General features: G+C 45.6%; 18 protein-coding genes and 1 tRNA gene. 17 read left to right on the top strand and 2 right to left on the bottom strand.

What is annotated here, in order from left to right:
• Positions 1–10 precede the first annotated feature (10 nt).
• The 7 genes from argJ to KSZ58_RS12245 all read left to right on the top strand — a co-directional run bounded on the left by argJ (position 11) and on the right by KSZ58_RS12245 (position 5900).
• A complete protein-coding gene (gene argJ / locus KSZ58_RS12275) occupies positions 11–1228 on the top strand; it encodes a bifunctional glutamate N-acetyltransferase/amino-acid acetyltransferase ArgJ (RefSeq protein WP_008817091.1) in 1218 nt (405 codons plus the stop codon).
• Between the two features lie 12 nt (positions 1229–1240).
• Positions 1241–2113, top strand: coding sequence for an acetylglutamate kinase (gene argB, locus KSZ58_RS12270; RefSeq protein ID WP_008817092.1), 873 nt, complete (start codon positions 1241–1243; stop codon positions 2111–2113).
• A gap of 4 nt (positions 2114–2117) precedes the next feature.
• Positions 2118–3287 carry an aspartate aminotransferase family protein gene (locus KSZ58_RS12265; protein ID WP_008817093.1) on the top strand — a complete coding sequence of 390 codons (1170 nt, stop codon included), beginning with the start codon at positions 2118–2120 and terminating at the stop codon, positions 3285–3287.
• An 11-nt stretch (positions 3288–3298) separates the two neighbouring features.
• Positions 3299–4207: an ornithine carbamoyltransferase gene (gene argF, locus KSZ58_RS12260; RefSeq protein ID WP_002611409.1), complete on the top strand. Its 909-nt coding sequence runs from the start codon at positions 3299–3301 to the stop codon at positions 4205–4207.
• Between the two features lie 257 nt (positions 4208–4464).
• A complete protein-coding gene (locus KSZ58_RS12255; RefSeq protein WP_008817094.1) occupies positions 4465–5082 on the top strand; it encodes a transporter accessory protein in 618 nt (205 codons plus the stop codon).
• A gap of 9 nt (positions 5083–5091) precedes the next feature.
• Positions 5092–5613 (top strand): ECF transporter S component, encoded by a 522-nt coding sequence (locus KSZ58_RS12250; protein ID WP_008817095.1) that lies wholly within the window; start codon positions 5092–5094, stop codon positions 5611–5613.
• Positions 5613–5900 (top strand): hypothetical protein, encoded by a 288-nt coding sequence (locus KSZ58_RS12245; RefSeq protein WP_008817096.1) that lies wholly within the window; start codon positions 5613–5615, stop codon positions 5898–5900. Before KSZ58_RS12250 ends, KSZ58_RS12245 begins: the two co-directional genes overlap by 1 nt.
• A 7-nt stretch (positions 5901–5907) precedes the next feature.
• On the opposite strand, the gene KSZ58_RS12240 is transcribed toward KSZ58_RS12245, so the two are convergent.
• The gene (locus KSZ58_RS12240) at positions 5908–6498 is read right to left on the bottom strand and encodes a xanthine phosphoribosyltransferase (protein WP_008817097.1); all 591 of its coding nucleotides are present in this window, start codon (positions 6496–6498) and stop codon (positions 5908–5910) included.
• A gap of 219 nt (positions 6499–6717) precedes the next feature.
• On the opposite strand from KSZ58_RS12240, the gene KSZ58_RS12235 reads away from it, so the two are divergent.
• The 5 genes from KSZ58_RS12235 (at position 6718) to KSZ58_RS12215 (ending at position 10865) form a co-directional block, all read left to right on the top strand.
• Positions 6718–7602 carry a DMT family transporter gene (locus KSZ58_RS12235; RefSeq protein WP_008817098.1) on the top strand — a complete coding sequence of 295 codons (885 nt, stop codon included), beginning with the start codon at positions 6718–6720 and terminating at the stop codon, positions 7600–7602.
• Between the two features lie 135 nt (positions 7603–7737).
• Positions 7738–9186 (top strand): 4Fe-4S dicluster domain-containing protein, encoded by a 1449-nt coding sequence (locus KSZ58_RS12230; RefSeq protein ID WP_002611399.1) that lies wholly within the window; start codon positions 7738–7740, stop codon positions 9184–9186.
• Between the two features lie 216 nt (positions 9187–9402).
• A complete protein-coding gene (locus KSZ58_RS12225) occupies positions 9403–9738 on the top strand; it encodes a hypothetical protein (RefSeq protein WP_008817099.1) in 336 nt (111 codons plus the stop codon).
• A 65-nt stretch (positions 9739–9803) separates the two neighbouring features.
• The gene (locus tag KSZ58_RS12220; RefSeq protein WP_002611396.1) at positions 9804–10019 is read left to right on the top strand and encodes a YneF family protein; all 216 of its coding nucleotides are present in this window, start codon (positions 9804–9806) and stop codon (positions 10017–10019) included.
• 144 nt (positions 10020–10163) lie between these two features.
• Positions 10164–10865 carry a biosynthetic peptidoglycan transglycosylase gene (locus KSZ58_RS12215; protein ID WP_002611394.1) on the top strand — a complete coding sequence of 234 codons (702 nt, stop codon included), beginning with the start codon at positions 10164–10166 and terminating at the stop codon, positions 10863–10865.
• 299 nt (positions 10866–11164) lie between these two features.
• Here KSZ58_RS12215 and KSZ58_RS12210 read toward each other — a convergent pair.
• Positions 11165–11251: transfer RNA gene (locus tag KSZ58_RS12210), tRNA-Leu, on the bottom strand.
• A 290-nt stretch (positions 11252–11541) separates the two neighbouring features.
• On the opposite strand from KSZ58_RS12210, the gene KSZ58_RS12205 reads away from it, so the two are divergent.
• The 5 genes from KSZ58_RS12205 to KSZ58_RS23215 all read left to right on the top strand — a co-directional run bounded on the left by KSZ58_RS12205 (position 11542) and on the right by KSZ58_RS23215 (position 17385).
• The gene (locus KSZ58_RS12205; RefSeq protein ID WP_002611392.1) at positions 11542–12675 is read left to right on the top strand and encodes an ABC transporter ATP-binding protein; all 1134 of its coding nucleotides are present in this window, start codon (positions 11542–11544) and stop codon (positions 12673–12675) included.
• Positions 12672–14243, top strand: coding sequence for a glycine betaine ABC transporter substrate-binding protein (locus KSZ58_RS12200; RefSeq protein ID WP_008817100.1), 1572 nt, complete (start codon positions 12672–12674; stop codon positions 14241–14243). The genes KSZ58_RS12205 and KSZ58_RS12200 overlap by 4 nt, the downstream gene beginning before the upstream one ends.
• Before the next feature lie 824 nt (positions 14244–15067).
• Entirely contained in the window at positions 15068–15535 is a 468-nt protein-coding gene (locus KSZ58_RS12195) for a MarR family winged helix-turn-helix transcriptional regulator (RefSeq protein ID WP_002611390.1), read from the top strand.
• Positions 15536–15538: 3 nt separating this feature from the next.
• Positions 15539–16954, top strand: a complete 1416-nt coding sequence (locus KSZ58_RS12190; protein WP_009587599.1) for an MATE family efflux transporter — start codon at positions 15539–15541, stop codon at positions 16952–16954.
• 302 nt (positions 16955–17256) lie between these two features.
• The gene (locus KSZ58_RS23215) at positions 17257–17385 is read left to right on the top strand and encodes a hypothetical protein (protein WP_009587581.1); all 129 of its coding nucleotides are present in this window, start codon (positions 17257–17259) and stop codon (positions 17383–17385) included.
• The last annotated feature ends 349 nt before the right edge of the window (positions 17386–17734 follow it).

The raw sequence follows: 17734 nt of genomic DNA, 5'->3' as shown, positions 1-17734 counted from the left end.
GAAATTGATTATGGTTACTTGGATGGAAAACGGTATTTGTGCACCTGTGGGCTTTCAGGCTGCTGGAATTCACTGCGGGATACGCAGGAACCGCTCGAAAAAGGATCTGGCTCTGATTTACAGCAGTGTCATGTGTACTGCTGCCAGCACATATACATTAAACAAGGTGAAGGGAGCACCGATCGCTGTTACAAAGCGGCATCTGCAGGACGGTCATGCCCAGGCGATCATCTGCAATTCCGGCAATGCAAATACCTGCAACGCCAATGGAGAGGAAATCGCAAATCGCATGTGTGAGCTTTGCGCACAGGAACTGAATCTAAACGCAGAGGATATCATCGTTGCTTCTACCGGAGTCATTGGTGAGCCGCTGAGCATTACACCGTTTGAAGAGCACATGCAGGAGCTGGTTTCTGCACTGGATGTGAAGGGCGGAAGCGATGCATGTGAGGGAATCATGACCACAGACACCTTTAAGAAACAATTCGCAGTGACCTTTACGCTGCAGGGCAGGGTATGTCATATCGGCGGTATGGCCAAGGGGAGCGGTATGATTCACCCCAACATGGCAACGATGCTGGCATTCCTCACAACCGATGTGGCGATTTCTGCCGAGCTGCTGGATGCCGTTGTGCATGAGGTAGTCGCAGACACCTTCAATATGGTCAGTGTCGATGGAGATACCTCAACGAATGACATGCTGAGTATTCTTGCGAATGGTCTGGCAAAGAATCCGGAAATCTGTGAGCGTAATGAGGATTATGAAGCCTTTAAGCAGGCACTGATGGAAATCTGTGTGGAAATAAGTCGAAATATCGCCAAGGACGGGGAAGGAGCTACCAAGCTGCTGACCTGCAGGGTAGCCTCTGCCAAGGATACGAAAACAGCGAAAGCGATTGCAAAATCCGTTGTCACAAGCTCTTTGTTCAAGGCTGCCATGTTCGGACGTGATGCCAACTGGGGGCGTATCCTGTGTGCCATCGGATATGCAGAGGGGGATTTTGATATTCATAAGGTGGATGTCACGCTAGCCAGTAAGGCAGGCCGTATGCTGGTATGTAAGGATGGCGCAGGCTGCGGCTTTGATGAGGAAGAGGCACTTTGTATTTTAAGTGAGAGTGAAATTGATATTCTGATTGATATGAAGCAGGGGAGTGCACAGGCTACGGCGTGGGGCTGTGACCTGACGTATGATTATGTGAAAATCAATGGAGACTATCGAACATAGGATAAGGGAGATGTGAGTACATTGAAAATAGATGCCATACAGAAAGCGACCATATTGTCCAAGGCACTTCCGTATATACAGAAGTATAACGGTAAAATCGTTGTCATTAAATACGGCGGAAACGCCATGAAAAATGAAACGCTGAAGCAAAATGTCATGACGGATATTGTATTGCTGTCGGAAATCGGTGTGCATGTCGTGCTGGTGCACGGCGGAGGGCCGGAAATCAATGGTATGCTGCATAAGGTTGGTAAGCAGTCACGCTTTGTCGCAGGACTGCGCTATACAGATGAGGAAACAATGGATGTTGTACAGATGGTGCTGGCTGGAAAAACGAATAAGGATCTGGTGTCCCTGATCAACCAGAAGGGGGCCAGAGCGGTCGGCATCAGCGGAATGGATGCCAATTGTATTCAGGCAAGGCAGTATACGGTGGATGAGGGCGATCTCGGCTATGTCGGTGAAATCGAGGAGATTCATGAGGAGCTGATTCTGGATATCATTGAAAAGGGCTATATTCCGGTGGTGGCCAGTGTCGGCTGTGACGCGGCAGGACATGCCTATAACATCAATGCAGATACGGCAGCGGCCAGTATTGCGGCTAAGCTGCATGCGGAAAATATGATTCTGGTTAGCGATATACCGGGGCTTTTACGAAATCCCGAGGATGAAGGCTCGCTGATTCCAAGAGCGACGTTATCCGAAATCGAGGAATTGAAAAAGGATGGTGTCATCAGCGGCGGGATGATTCCCAAGGTGGACTGTCTGGTGACAGCTGTACAGGGCTCTGTGCAGCGGGCGGTGATTATCGATGGACGGGTTCCGCATTCCATCCTGATTGAAATGTTCAGTGAAGAAGGCATCGGAACCCTGGTAGAGGAGTGAGAATATGGGTATAAAAGAGAATGATCAGCACTATATCGCCCACACGTATGCACGCTTTGATGTTGTGCTGACGCATGGCAAGGGCTGTCGGGTATATGATGAAAATGAAAAGGAATATCTGGATCTGACAGCCGGTATCGGTGTAAATGCACTTGGCTATGCGGATGATGCATGGGTACAGGCTGTTGCGAGCCAGGCGGCCACGCTTCCGCATGTGTCCAATCTGTATTATTCACAGCCGGACAGTGATGTGGCAGAGCTGCTGTGTGAGCGATGCGGCTTTACCAATATGTTTTTTGCGAATTCCGGAGCAGAGGCGAATGAAGGTGCAATCAAGGTTGCCAGAAAATATTCCAGTGATCATTATGGCTCTGGACGGCATGAAATCATCACGCTGGTGAATTCCTTTCACGGACGAACCATTACGGCGTTGAGTGCAACCGGACAGGATCATTTCCACCAGCATTTTGATCCCTTTACACCCGGATTTGTACATGCGGTTGCCAATGATATCGCGGATTTGAAAAGCAAAGTCAGCAAGCGTACCTGTGCTGTCATGCTGGAGATGATTCAGGGAGAAGGCGGTGTACTTCCACTGGAGCCGGCGTTTGTGAGCGCGGTGGCAGAGCTGTGCAGGGAGCGGGACATCCTGCTGATCGTGGATGAGGTGCAGACCGGTATCGGGCGTTGCGGTACCCTGTATGCGTATGAACAGTATGGGATTCATCCGGATATCGTTACCACAGCAAAGGGGCTGGGGAACGGTCTTCCGATTGGTGGTGTCCTGTTGTCGGAAAAGGTATCCGACACCTTTCATCCCGGCGATCATGGTACAACGTTCGGTGGCAATCCCATTGCCTGTGCCGGTGCATGTGTTGTATTAAAGCGCATGGATGAAGCGTTTCTGAGCGCTGTTCAAAAAAAGGGTGCTTATGTAGAGCAGCGACTGAGCGAAATGCCGCATGTCGTACAGGTCAATGGTCTGGGACTCATGCGTGGTGTGGTTCTGGATGGTGTTACAGCCAGGGATGTTGTGGCTGCATGCATTGAAAAGGGCGTATTGCTTTTAACGGCTAAGGACAAGCTCCGCCTGCTGCCTCCGCTTACCATCACGCTGGATGAGCTGAAGGAAGCGATGGATGTTATGGAAGCTGTACTGACGCAGATTGCGTAAGGAGGAAGACGATGAAGCATTTACTGACACTTGCAGATTTGACAAAGGAAGAGCTGTATGATCTGCTGGATTTGGCAGACAGTCTGAAAAAAGAAGTGAAAAAGGGTGTGTTTACGCCATACCTGCGAAATAAAACGCTTGGTATGATTTTTACCAAATCATCCACCAGAACCCGTGTTTCCTTTGAAACGGGAATGGCACAGCTGGGTGGCACTGCACTGTATCTGAATGCCAATGATATGCAGCTGGGACGCGGAGAGCCAATCAAGGATACGGCACGTGTGCTGTCCCGCTATCTGGATGGCATTATGATTCGCACGTACAAGCATTCCGATGTAGAGGAGCTTGCGGAATATGGAAGCATTCCGATTATCAATGGTCTGACAGACTATGTGCATCCCTGTCAGGTGCTGGCAGATCTACAGACGATTCGGGAACACAAGGGTACTCTTACGGGTTTGAAAATGTGCTTTATCGGTGCCGGAAATAATATGGCGAATTCCCTGATCAACGGTGGAATTCTCGCCGGCATGGAGGTGGCATGTGCCTGCCCGCTGGAATATCTGCCGGATGAGGAAATCACGAAGCGTGCACAGGCCAGCGGACGCTTCACACTGACCCAGAATGTGCTGGAGGCCGCGAAGGATGCGGATGTACTGGTGACGGATGTGTGGGCGAGCATGGGGGAAGAGCAGGAGGCTGCTCAACGCAGGAAGATCTTTGAGGGCATCTATCAGATCAATGATGCATGCATGGCTGTGGCAAAAGCGGATGCCATGGTACTGCACTGCCTGCCTGCACATCGGGAAGAGGAAATTACAGAGAAGGTATTTGAAGCTCATGCGGATGAAATCTTCGACGAAGCGGAAAATCGTCTACATGCGCAAAAGGCGGTTCTTGTTACACTGCTGAAGGACTGATCGAAAGAAACGGATGGTGAAGCTGTCCGTTTTCTTTTCCCTTTCGATACGCTGGAACATATGGTGAAAAGCAATACATAATACTGTTCAGTAAAAACGACATTACATCTGTGCTTGATATGAGCTGAAGGAAATTTACAGTATCCCACTGACTGGATAGGGAGTCGGTTCTTTTCCTGATGATATATTTTATATGGTTTTTATGTGATTTTACAGACAGGTATGATATAATCAACACAGACAAATGAGGTGATTTTATGAAAAAAATCGTTCTGCTGCTCATGGTCAGCCTGTTATGCGCATGCAGTGCAAATACGGAGACAGATAAGTCAGAACCGAATAAAAAGGATGCCTACTGCTCAGATGAAACAGATAAAAGCAGTGCCTGCGGAATTGATGAAAGTGCGGATATGAGCGGATATAAGGATTTTAGGGAAACAAAAAATCAGTTTGTAGATTCGGATATGCAGGAGGCTCTTTCCGTATTTCAGAAAAAGGAAAGTGCAATCCTGTATTTCGGATATCCAAGCTGTCCGTGGTGTGTGGAGGCACTGCCTGTGATGAATGAAGTCGCGAAGGCAGATAAGCAGCATATCTTATACATACGAACAAGAGATGACAAGAAGGAGCTTCTCTATACACCAAAGCAGAAGCTGGAGATGATTTCTTATACAAAGCAGTTTATGGAAAAGGATGATCAAGGTGAGTATCAGCTTTACGTGCCCTTTGTCGTGGTCGTAAAGGATGGAAAGGCTGTTTCCGGACACATTGGTACGGTGGATGGTCATGATGCGCATGAACGGAAAATGACAGAGAAGGAAACGCAGGAGCTGAAAAAAATCTATGAGGATATGTTTTCTGCCGTAACAAAATAGGGGGATTTTATGAGTAATCAGGTCAAACAGCTGACACTGTCAGCATTCTTTCTGGCACTGGGGCTTGTACTGCCCTTTGCCTTTCATTCCTTCGGACCGCAGGCAGGCACAGTTTTTCTGCCGATGCATATACCGGTATTGCTGTGCGGATTTGTGTGCGGCCCCGCCTATGGCGCTCTGGTTGGCATGCTGACACCGCTGCTGTCGAGTGCATTAACCGGCATGCCGCCGCTCATGCCGACCGGAATTGCCATGTGTTTGGAGCTGTCGACGTATGGCTTTTTGAGCGGATGGATGACAAAAAAGTTGCCGCTGTATCCTTCTTTAATTATCACGATGCTGGCAGGAAGGGCAGTCAGCGGACTTGCCAACCTGGTGCTGCTGAGCATGGCACACAAGGCATATACCGTGCAGATATTTTTAACTGCCACCTTTGTTACTGCGATACCCGGCATTGTGCTGCAGCTGGTGATGATACCGCTTCTTGTGAGTGTCGTGAAAAAGCTGGAGGTCAGAAAAGCAGAGGATTGATGCAGCCGAACAGGCAGTTCTGCTGTGTATGCTTTCACATATATGTAGAAGGGAAGAGTGTATGCGATTACGAAATCGCTGTGCAGTCTTCCTTTTTTATTGAAGTATTGCATCCTTTGCAGATTGAAAAATCCTTAGGATATTTCAGCGGTGAAATAAGCGAGGGCGCGGCAGAGGGGGGCGTGTGCAGCTTCAATAAAAAGATACAGTCTCGCAATCACTATGTATGGGGGTGTGGGGCATACCAAAAGCAGAAAAAAACCGGACAGTGTCCGGATTATGTATAATACTCGCCTATGCAACCTCGTACTCTTCGGAAACGAATGTAATCATTCCCTGTGAAAGGGAAGCGATGCGTGCCTGAGAATACACCGGATACCCCTGCGCCTCTACCTTCAGGCGCCCCTGCTGAAAGGCTTTCTCAATTACGATTCCTATGCCTTCGATAACAGCGTTTGCCTGCTTCAGTATTTCAATCCCGCCAAGACATGCCTCACCATTCGCCATGAAATCATCCAGAAACAGGACATGGTCATCAGCGGACAAATATTTCTTACTGCAGATGATATCATAATCCTTGTTTTTGGTAAAGGAATGGATCTGACAGGTATACAGATCGTCCTTCATGATCCGGGAGGTATCCTTTTTGAAATAGACAACGGGAACCTGCAGCAAGTAACCGAGCATGACTGCGGGTGCGATACCACTTGTCTCAATTGTCGCAATTTTGGTGATGTGCTTATCCTTGAAATGCTCTTTGAAATCCTTTGCCAGCTCCATCATCAGCTGTGCATCGATTTGATGGTTCAAAAAAGCATCCACCTTCAAAACATCCTCATTCAGAGCATTGCCGTATTTTTTTATGTATTCTTCCAGTAATCTCATACAAACGCTTCCTCTCTCTTAAATTGTATAAAAAAACGAGACTGATTTCTCATGGGTATTATTATAATATGGAGATAGAGAAATAGCAATCCTTTTTTTGCTTGCATGGGACGGGGACTTCGACTGTAAAAAGGATACGAAAAAAGCTTATATTTCCTGATAAAGAATACTTGCGGCAGCGAAAAGGCTGTGGTATGATGTTGACCAATGAGGTGAATTATGAAAAAAATATACGCAAATATGATACTGGTGGTTGTTACCGTTGTCTGGGGAGGCGGTTTCATCGCTACCGACGGAGCGCTGGATGCGTTGTCTCCGTTTTATATCATGATGATACGTTTTGTAGGGGCTGCTGTTTTTCCACTGCTGATCTGCTGGAAAAAGCTGCGCAGGCTGGATCGTGCAACGATTGGACATGGAATCGTGACAGGGATATTTCTGTTTCTGGCGTTTGCCTTTCAAACCTTTGGCTTGAAGTATTCAACGCCGAGTAAGAATGCATTTCTGACCGCTACCAATGTGGTGTTTGTGCCCTATCTGCTCTGGCTGCTTTGGCATCGGCGTCCCTCCCGCAAGGAGCTGATTGCTTCATTGCTGTGCATTGTGGGTATTGCACTGCTGACGTTGAAAAAGGATGCACTCATGCTGGGCTTCGGCGATATGCTGTCCCTTATCTGCGCCTTGTTCTTCGCATTGCATATCATTGCGCTGGAACGCTACTCTGCCCATGTGGATACGGTGTGCATGACCGCTTTGCAAATGATGACAGCCGGCGTTATTTCCACGATATGTGCATTGACGCTGGAACAGCCGCCGACCTCCTTTAACTGGCATGCGGCAGGAAATGTGGCCTATCTGATTTTTGTGTCAACTCTGCTTGCCTATCTGCTGCAGACCTTTGCGCAGAAATTTACAACTGCCAACAGCGCATCCCTGATCCTGTCCATGGAGGCGCTGTTTGCTTCCATCTTCTCCTTCCTGCTGCTGGGGGAGGTAATGAGTCCTCCGATGATACTCGGAGCCTGTCTGATTTTCTCCTCCATTCTATATATTGAATATAAGCCGGGACGAAAGAAGAAAGAGAAGCAGCAGGATATCTGCTGAAAAAAAGTATAAATACATAAAAAGCTGTAAATTTTTACGATTTACCGCTTTTTTTATACGTACGCTTTGTGATATAATTATCATGTTAAAAAAAGCACAAGCTGTTTATACTGCTTGCGCATAGAGGAGGATATTATGTCATTATTTGATCACGAAGCCAGACAGTTTAAATTCGACGTACTGAGAGAGGTCAGCAAGCGTGCGTTTGATGGAAAACTGAATGATGACGTCTGTGATGAGGTAGCGAATCTGTTGATTCCGGGGAAACATGCAGAATTCCGCTGCTGTATTTATAAGGAAAAAGAAATCATACGCCAGCGGACGCGAATGGCGCTTGGTAAGCCGCCGGTACCGGTGGAGAATGACAACAAGCGTCAGATTGTACGCGTGATTGAAGCAGCATGTGACGGCTGCAGCATCCATAAAATACAGGTGACGGATAATTGCCGGAAGTGTATGGCAAAGGCCTGCCTGTCTGCATGTAAATTTGATGCGATTCATATGGGGGAGGATCACGCTTTCATCGATTATGATAAATGTAAGGAATGCGGGGCCTGCAAAAATGCATGTCCGTTCAATGCCATCGTTGAAACACAGCGTCCCTGCATGAAAAGCTGTCCGGTCGATGCGATCCGTATGGGAGAAGACGGACTGGCGAAAATCGATGAGGCAAAATGTATAAATTGTGGTGCCTGTCAGGCGAAATGTCCGTTTGGCGCAATCGAGGATATGTCCTGGATGCTGGATGTTATCGAGCTACTGAAGAAAAAAGAAGAGGTTTATGCGGTGTTTGCTCCTGCTATTCAGGGGCAGTTTGACAGCGCAACGCTGCCGCAGATCATGCAGGCAATGCGTGAGCTGGGCTTTAGCGACGTATACGAAGCGGCTATTGGAGCGGATGCTGTGGCATGGTATGAAAAGGAAGATGCAAAAAAGCACAAGGCAGAGGGAAAGAAAATCACTACCTCCTGCTGCCCTGCCTTCGTAAACATGGCGAAGCAGCATTTCCCGACGGTATATGAAAGCAGTGTTTCACATATGGTAAGCCCAATGGTTGCGACAACGCGCTATCTGAAAAAGCATCACCCGAATTGCAAGGTCGTATTCGTGGGACCATGTGTTGCGAAAAAGCAGGAGGTTCAGGACAGTGAGGTTGATTTCTGTATCACCTTCGAAGAGCTTGGTGCAATGTTTGTATCCAGGCATATCTCTCCGGAAAATGTTCCTGCGAAGGAAGAGGATACCGCTTCTGCCTATGGACGATTCTTCTCTGTCGGCGGTGGTGTATCCAAGGCGGTTGCCGTTGCTTTAAAGGAGAATAATGATGAGGCGGTAACAGCGGAATATGCAGATGGAAGCGATGCCTGCAAAAAAGCGCTGCTCATGATGAAGGTGAATCGGTTTCAGGCAGACATTCTGGAGGGTATGGCATGTCAGGGCGGCTGTATCTGCGGACCGGCGACTATAGAAAATATGCCGAAAGCGAAAGCACGCATGACCAAGGAAAATTTGGCAATCAAGGATAAGACGATTGCATCTACCCTTGAGAAATATGATTTCTCGGATATTGATTTACACAGATAAAGAATGATGAGGTGGGAATCGGGACATTCGTAACCCGATTCCTCCCTTTTAACGTTGAGGGCTTTACATGCTGTATACCAGTTTTTCGCTGTGTCTGATCGGCCAGAATCCGCACCTTCAAGCTGCAGCGGTTTCTGCCATAAAAGCAATCCGTTCCACAAAATTCTACAAATCTCACACTAATGGGCGATGTACAATGTAAGCGGGTGATAATCTATGAAATTGTGTTATGCGATTCAGCCTGCCTTTTATGATATCATGAAGCAGAGTGGGAACATACAGGTATTGCTGGAAGGGATGGATGAGCAGCAAAGAAGCAGAATCCAGATTCCGATAGAAATGCAGTCCCTGCAAGAGAGTGCGGAGGCTTTCTTTCAAAAGGAAATCGAGTGCAGAAAGGACTGTCTCAGCTATGATCATTTTTTGAAATCCCGGGTATATGTGGTGTACATACGGGAGGGAGCGGCCTGCATGGAGGATTGCACGAATCCGTTTTATCAGCTGCTGAAAAGAAAATATCGCTGCCTTCTGGTCCAAGAAGTGGATAAATAGGGCGAAAACTATTGTAAAATCTCCATAAAAATAGTAAAATATGCTTATTGTAAGGAGGATTACATATGGATTTTTTAAGCTCTGTGTTATTTACCCTTGTAGGATTGGCAATTGGGGGATTCCTCGGTTTCTATTTCACAAAAAAGAAATTCGAGAAAGAACTTAGAGAAAACCCGCCTATCAACGAGAAAATGATTCGTGCGATGTTTTTACAAATGGGAAGAAAACCATCTGAGGCTCAGATTAAACAGATAATGAAGTCAGTGAACGCAAACAGATAATACACGGTGATGACCGTGTTTTATTTTATCTTGTTTCTTGTATTCTGATTTTGAAGAATCTTTCTGTTTCCTGACGATTTTATAACGAATCTGTAAGTTAGCTTCACAGGGGAATAAGTATGCTATAATGAGTATGGTGATAAAGTGAAGATTATAAGAAAACTGTTCCTGATTTTGCTGCTGATCGTTTTGATTGCTCTCACACTGTTTGTAGGACTTGGCTTTGTGAATTATGTCAAGGCTACCAATGAGGTCAGCATCAGTGAAAAGGTAGAGGAAATTAAACATAAAAAGTCCTATGTAACGTATGATGAAATCAGCGAAGAGCTGCTGCAGGCAACGGTTGCAATCGAGGACCGGCGCTTTTATGAGCATCATGGGGTGGAATACCGTTCCATGGCCAGAGCACTGTACCAGAATGTGCTGGCGGGGCAGATTCGCGGAGGAGGGAGCACCATCACGCAGCAGCTGGCAAAAAATATGTATTACACCTATCAGCCGTCCTATCTGCGCAAGGTCAGTGAGATTTTTACCGCATACGATCTTGAAAGGGAACTGAGCAAAAAAGAAATATTGGAGCTGTATGTCAACGTGATCAATTACGGAGATAATTATATCGGAATCAAGGCGGCAAGTGAGGGATATTTTCATAAGGAGCCAAAGGATCTGACGCTGGATGAGGCAACGCTTTTGGCAGGTCTTCCACAATCTCCCGCAAATTATCAGCTGAGTAATCATGAATCCGCAGCCAGAAATCGGCAGATTCAGGTACTGAATGCAATGATTCGTGAAAATATGATCGATGAGCAGCAGAAGGCGGCAGTCATGAAGCAGGTGGAAAAGTAAGCGCTATTCCTGAATCAGTAAGCACGCATTGTCTGCATAAGGCATAGCAGCAGGTATAAAAAAACCTTCAACACAATCGATGAATAAGGATATATCTTTCATTGATTGTTGCGATGGTTTTCTTTTTTTTAGGAATGATTTGCAAAAAAAGCTGGCGGGTATATATATGAAGCTTGAAACAGCAGACAATGACTGTGCCATCGCATAAGCCGGTGTGTACAATGCGGATCAATTGAAAATGGAATCGGAATTCTCATAAATAAAAAAAACAGATACGATGTATCTGTTGTCTGGTTTACTGGTGCCCGAGGCCGGACTCGAACCGGCATGGTATTGCTACCGACGGATTTTGAGTCCGTTGCGTCTACCAGTTTCACCACTCGGGCGATTGCTTTGTTATTATAGCGTATTTATTTAGGAATTGCAATCCTTTTTTTATGAAAAACATAGGATAATGGTGAGCTCCTGCAGATAATGTAAGAATTGCTGTGACTGAAATAAAATGAAAAAATCTTTGCTTTTTACCATGGATTTTACATTTTTTTCAAACTGTGTTATACTTATAACTACACATGGTGAAAAAGGATGGGGACGCAGAAATCGCCTTTCATCTTACGTCGCCGGTACGCTGTCGACAGACAGTTTTTTCTATTTGGAAAAGAGAGGAGGAATATAGATGTTGGAATTTCAGCATGTTTCCAAAACTTTTAAAAATCAGGAGGTTCTTCATGATATCAATATGGAGATTCACGACGGTGAATTTGTTGTACTTATCGGCCCCAGCGGCTGCGGGAAGACAACGTCCCTGAAAATGATCAATCGTTTGATCGCTCCCTCGAAAGGTCAGATACTTTTGAATGGCAGTGATATTCGAAATGAGGATGTGATTCGTCTGCGAAGAAATATGGGATATGTCATCCAGCAGACAGGCTTGTTTCCGCATATGAATATAGAGGATAATATGGAGGTGATTGCAAAGCTGGAGCATGTGGAGCAGGCACAGCGCAGGGCAAGGACCAGGGAGCTGATGGAAATGGTTGGACTGGACTATGCCGAATTTTCCCAACGCTATCCGCAGGAGCTCAGCGGCGGTCAGCAGCAAAGAGTCGGTGTGGCCAGAGCTTTTGCTCTTGATCCGGATATCATCCTGATGGATGAGCCGTTTTCCGCACTGGACCCGATTACGCGATCATCACTGCAGGATCAGCTTTTACAGATTCAGGAAAACGTGAGAAAAACGATCGTATTCGTAACACATGATATGGATGAGGCAATTAAAATTGCAGATCGTATCTGCATTATGCATGATGGAAATATCGTGCAATTCGATACACCGGAGGAAATTCTAAAGCATCCGGTTAACGAATTTGTCAGCAGCTTTGTCGGTAAAAACCGCATCTGGGATTCGCCGGAGCTGATTCGTGCCAGTGATATCATGATTAAGCGTGTCATTACAACCTATCCGGGTGTTTCTCTGGTACGTGCCTATGAATACATGCGTTACAACAAGGTGGATACGCTGATGGTGGTTGATCACAGCCAGATGCTGCAGGGAATGATCACGGCCAAAATGATTCGCAGACAGCCGCGGGACAATCACCTGCTGGTGCGTGATATTATGGTCAATCCTGCATACTGTGCTCAGGAGGATGATAACCTTGTGGATGTTATGCAGCAGACAAGACAGCATGACTTTTACAATGTTCCTGTATTGGATGAGCAGGGAAAGCTGCGTGGACTGATTACCAGAAGCTCTCTGGTGACAACCTTCTCCAAGCAGTTTGATCTGGAAGAAGGTGAACAGGCATGAGTGAATTTCTCGAATATGTACAATCCATCCAGGGACAGATTTTATCGTTGAGCTGGGAGCATGTGGAGCTTACGCTGTTTTCTGTGATTCTTGCCATTGCGATTGGTGTTCCTCTTGGGATTTTGATTTCCTATCTCAAAAAGCTGACAAAGCCGGTTCTGGGAATTGCCAATATCGTTCAGGCCATACCGAGCCTTGCCTTGCTTGGGTTTGCAATCCCGTTCCTTGGAATCGGCTCCAAGCCGGCCATTTTTATGGTTATTCTGTATTCACTGCTGCCAATTATTAAAAATACGTATACCGGTATTCAAAGCATACCGGATCAGACACTGGAGGCGGCTAAGGGTATCGGTATGACAAGAGCGCAGATTCTTATAAAGGTACAAATTCCCATGGCATTGCCAATTATTATGGCGGGTGTACGGATTTCTGCTGTTACAGCTGTCGGACTGATGACGATTGCGGCCTTTATCGGAGCAGGAGGTCTTGGCTACCTTGTATATTCCGGTATCCGAACATCCAACAATATGCAGATTCTGGCCGGTGCAGTTCCTGCCTGTATTCTGGCGCTGGTTATTGATTCCTTTATGGGAATCCTGGAGCGTGTGGTTGTTCCGGAAGGACTGACGATTGGAAATTCACAGACCAATCGACCTGTACGCAAATCAACAAAACTTATTGTATCACTGCTGTGTCTTTGCCTGCTGATGGCTTCTGTTGGGGGCAGACTTATGAAGGGCGTGAGTAAGGACGCTTTGCATATCGGGAGCTCCGATATGAGTGAACAGCTGATTCTCGGTAACATGTATGCCGATATGATAGAAGCGAAAACGGACTACAAGGTTCAAAGAGATCTTTCTCTTGGCGGGGTACAGATATGCTTCAGCGCACTGCAAAACGGTCAGATTGACATGTATGTTGATTATACCGGAACATTATATGGCGATATTTTAAAAATGAAATCAAACAGCAATGCAGATGAGGTGTATCGCATTGCGAAAGATAAAATCAAAGAACAATATAATCTTACACTGCTGGATCAGACGCCGTTTAACGATACCTATACCTTTACTGTGCGCAAGGATACAGCAGAGAAATACAATTTAAAGACAGTCAGTGATCTGGAAAAGGTATCCGATCGTCTTACCATCACACCAACCCTGGCATTCAATAATCGTAAAGAGGCGCTGCCAGGCATCAAAAGCAAATATCCGAACATGAACTTTCAGGATAATATTGCAATGGATGGAGCGACACGCTATGTAGCTCTGGCCAATAAAGAAAGTGATGTGATTGATGCATATTCCACGGACGGACTGATCGACTATTATGATCTGGTCGTGCTGGAGGATGATAAACAGTATTTTCTTCCATACTATGGGGTACCTATGGTAAGCGAGCATCTGCTTACGGAGTATCCGGATGCAGTTGGGGTGATCAATGAGCTTAGCAAGCATCTGAGCAGCGAAGGGATGCGAAAGCTGAATTATGAGGTGGATGTAAAAAAACGTGAGCCGGCAGAGGTTGCACACGAATTTCTGGTACAGGAGGGGCTGCTGGAAAAATAAGCGTACAGTGCATAGAAAAAGTTACCTCCTGTATCAGTACGCTTACCTGCGTAAAACTGTGATCTGCTTATAAAAAGAATGGGACTCTTATTCTGTTGGATGATATCCAATGGAAGCGGAGGCCCTTTTGTTATTCCGGGATAGAACAGCAAAATTAGGAAAATGACCTGACTATCCGTTATAGACATTCAATGCCCTTTAGAATAGGATCGAAATATTTCATATCTTTTTCAATTTCTCCAGCATTTCGCTGTGCGGTCGCAGATATTGCATAATTGTTTTGTTTCACACTTTATTCTTTGGCTGTTATAAACCTCTATCCGTTTCCAGGATGGTGCTGTCGGGGTTTGCTTTTAACTTTCTAAGTAAATATCACAACACCTGCCTATGTCTTTCCGGCAGTATCCTGCAATATGCAAAATCGGCGTATCGTCTAATAGGAAATAAATATATCATACAGGCAATTACCGTCCCGTTAAATAAAAGCTGTCTTAAAAGAAGCAGCTTGCATTCAAGAGGTCCGCATTTGGATTATGCGCTGCTTTTAACTCAACATATTTTCTGTTGAAAGGCGCTAGGGATTGTTTCTGCTTATGGAATACGGGAAGGGATTGCTGCAAAGCAAACTTTTCCAGCCGCTTCGCCAGTGGTTCCTTTCATTTATGAATTTTCTTTCTTCGCATTGATAAGGTAGTGGGCTATATCAGCTGTAAAGAATCAATACAGCATGCCTTTGGCAATGCATATTCTATATTGCTGCTTGCAAGTTCGTGAAAACATGATATACTATAATCGTTTACAAGTAAACTAATGGAGGTGATGACATGCTCAAACATACCAATCTGGAAACACTTGTAAAGCGTTGTGCGGCTTTTCGTAAGGTTTATGCCAGAATAAGTGCGCCTGAGCTGAAGCATTACCAGCTCTCTCCCAGCGAAGTGGATATTCTGATTTTCCTATCCAACAATCGTACAATCAATACGGCAAAGGAGCTGAGTGCATTTCTTGGTATATCCAAGGGGCTGGTTGCCAGAGGGATTGAATCCCTGTTGCTAAAGGGATATGTATACATAGAAACAGACAATAGTGACCGGCGTATACAGCACCTGTTTCTGACAGAAGCGGCACAGGAGGTCATTCAGGTGCTTTTGAAAAAACGCAGTGAGGTGGAAGCTCACATTCTGAAGGGGATCCCACAGGAGCATATAAATATCGTCCTACAGACCTTTGATCGCATCAATGCGAATATCGAAAATATTATAGAAACAAATGAACACACATTGGAGGAATGATGAATGAAGATGTCAAAAGAAGTGGATTTGGGAAAGGAACGCATTGGCAGATTATTTTTTATGCTGGCAGTACCGGCTATTTTATCACAGCTGGTTAACGCTCTGTACAATATGGTAGACCGTATGTACATCGGTCATATACCGGAAGTGGGTGCAACGGCCCTGACAGGTGTCGGAATCAGCTTTCCTATTATCATGATTATATCCGCCTTTGCGGCACTTGTCGCAATGGGGGGAGCACCACGTGCTTCTATTCTGATGGGGCAGCAGGATATCAAGGGTGCGGAGAAGATTCTCGGAAACTGCTGCTGTGCTCTGATCATCACCGCTCTGGTGCTTACCATAGCTGTCATCGGTTTTCATACACCACTGCTTTATATGTTTGGAGCAAGTGAGAATACGATCGGCTATGCACAGTCCTATATGATCATATATGCTGCCGGCACGATTTTCGTCCAGCTTACGCTTGGGATGAACGCCTTTATATCTGCGCAGGGCTTCAGCAGAATCAGTATGCTGACCGTTGTAATCGGAGCAATCACCAATATCATTTTGGATCCGATACTGATTTTTGTTTTCGATATGGGAGTGCAGGGTGCTGCGCTCGCCACGGTTATATCGCAGGGGATTTCTTCCGTTTGGGTCATGCGCTTTCTGATGGGAAAGCAGACGATATTGAAGCTGCGCATGAGCAATTTCCGTATAAAAGCAAAGGTGCTGTTACCCTCACTTGCCTTAGGTGTGGCACCCTTCATAATGCAATCAACGGAAAGTATTCTCGTATTGTGCTTTAACTCTTCCCTCTTGAAGTATGGGGGAGACCTTGCAGTCGGTGCTATGACGATACTATCGAGTGTTATGCAGTTTGCCATGCTGCCACTATCCGGCTTTACCCAGGGAGCACAGCCGATTATCAGCTATAACTATGGAGCAAACAATGCCTATCGTGTGAAAAAGGCCTTTCGTCTGTTGCTGATCAGCTGTCTGACCTACTCTGCTGTACTCTGGCTGCTTGCCATGGTGGTGCCGAATATGTTTGCGGCGATATTTACCAGTGATCCCGCTCTAACAGAAATTACCGTGTGGGCTTTGCGCATTTATATGGGAGGTTGCCTGCTGTTTGGAGCACAGATTGCCTGTCAGCAAACCTTTATTGCCCTTGGCAACGCAAAAACCTCAGCATTTCTTGCGATGTTTCGTAAAATTATCGTTTTGATCCCGCTGATTTATATCCTTCCGATGTTTATAGAGGATAAGGTTATGGCAGTATTTCTGGCAGAGCCGATCGCGGATATACTGGCCGTTCTGACTACGGTAACGATGTTCGTGCTCTTCTTCAAAAAGCTGCTTCGTAACATGGATGAAGAACATGTGGAAGAAGCAAAGCAGCAAACACAACTGGAGGAAAAGGAAGCATAAACCGTTAGAGGGAATGAATGCCAAAGAGCTTTCCTGCAATTCTGATATATAGAAGGGCTTCTTATAGGATATTAAGCAATCGTATAGGAGCCCTTTTATTATGTCATCAAAAGAAGGAAAGGGAACTGTCAAAATCTACTACAAGATTGGGGAAGAGGCTGATTTTACCATAGGTATTGCCTTGTGTATGGTATACTTCTATATATAGAATACGAATATAGTTAAAACATAGAGGAAAGAGAGATACTATGAGGGTAAAAGATTTCTTTAAAAAATTATGGAAGTAAGATGAAGAGCAGGCAGTGCAGAGACAGGATACAGTGGAACGAATCGGCAAAGATATAGAATTTTACCGTTGTGATACTGCTGCATGTGATGAAGTGGTATTTCGGATGAAGCAGGTAAGGAACGCCTGTGTGAATGAACGGTAGACTGGATCTTACGAAACCCTGATCTTATTCCACTGGATCTGCCATCCTATAGGCGATGGGGAAGGTTTGTACGGTATATGATAACCAGCTGTCGCATGCGGCGTATCGAAGGCGTTGTGACACAGTTTGCTGATTTATGACAAAAAAGTCAAAAAAATAAAAAAAGCTGTTGACACACAGGGATATGTGTTGTATTATATACGAGCGCTGATGAGAAACAAGGGCGCACGAAATAGAAATTTCGGTCTTTGAAAACTGAACAGGAAACGTCAATTATTTGAGAAAACAATATTCTCGGTATAACGATAACAAAAATGAAATTCAAACGCAAGTCATGCGTTAGAGCTAA

Source organism: Erysipelatoclostridium sp. DFI.2.3 (assembly GCF_019132535.1).
Classification (GTDB): Bacteria; Bacillota_I; Bacilli_A; order Erysipelotrichales; family Erysipelotrichaceae; genus Clostridium_AQ; species Clostridium_AQ innocuum.
This window is presented reverse-complemented; position numbering and strand designations above follow the sequence as displayed.

Coding starts and splice junctions, on each gene's coding strand:
- argJ (WP_008817091.1), top strand. CDS start 11: ATGGTTACTTGGATGGAAAACGGTATTTGTGCACCTGTGGGCTTTCAG.
- KSZ58_RS12265 (WP_008817093.1), top strand. CDS start 2,118: ATGGGTATAAAAGAGAATGATCAGCACTATATCGCCCACACGTATGCA.
- argF (WP_002611409.1), top strand. CDS start 3,299: ATGAAGCATTTACTGACACTTGCAGATTTGACAAAGGAAGAGCTGTAT.
- KSZ58_RS12255 (WP_008817094.1), top strand. CDS start 4,465: ATGAAAAAAATCGTTCTGCTGCTCATGGTCAGCCTGTTATGCGCATGC.
- KSZ58_RS12250 (WP_008817095.1), top strand. CDS start 5,092: ATGAGTAATCAGGTCAAACAGCTGACACTGTCAGCATTCTTTCTGGCA.
- KSZ58_RS12245 (WP_008817096.1), top strand. CDS start 5,613: ATGCAGCCGAACAGGCAGTTCTGCTGTGTATGCTTTCACATATATGTA.
- KSZ58_RS12240 (WP_008817097.1), bottom strand. CDS start 6,498: ATGAGATTACTGGAAGAATACATAAAAAAATACGGCAATGCTCTGAAT.
- KSZ58_RS12235 (WP_008817098.1), top strand. CDS start 6,718: ATGAAAAAAATATACGCAAATATGATACTGGTGGTTGTTACCGTTGTC.
- KSZ58_RS12230 (WP_002611399.1), top strand. CDS start 7,738: ATGTCATTATTTGATCACGAAGCCAGACAGTTTAAATTCGACGTACTG.
- KSZ58_RS12225 (WP_008817099.1), top strand. CDS start 9,403: ATGAAATTGTGTTATGCGATTCAGCCTGCCTTTTATGATATCATGAAG.
- KSZ58_RS12220 (WP_002611396.1), top strand. CDS start 9,804: ATGGATTTTTTAAGCTCTGTGTTATTTACCCTTGTAGGATTGGCAATT.
- KSZ58_RS12205 (WP_002611392.1), top strand. CDS start 11,542: ATGTTGGAATTTCAGCATGTTTCCAAAACTTTTAAAAATCAGGAGGTT.
- KSZ58_RS12200 (WP_008817100.1), top strand. CDS start 12,672: ATGAGTGAATTTCTCGAATATGTACAATCCATCCAGGGACAGATTTTA.
- KSZ58_RS12195 (WP_002611390.1), top strand. CDS start 15,068: ATGCTCAAACATACCAATCTGGAAACACTTGTAAAGCGTTGTGCGGCT.
- KSZ58_RS12190 (WP_009587599.1), top strand. CDS start 15,539: ATGAAGATGTCAAAAGAAGTGGATTTGGGAAAGGAACGCATTGGCAGA.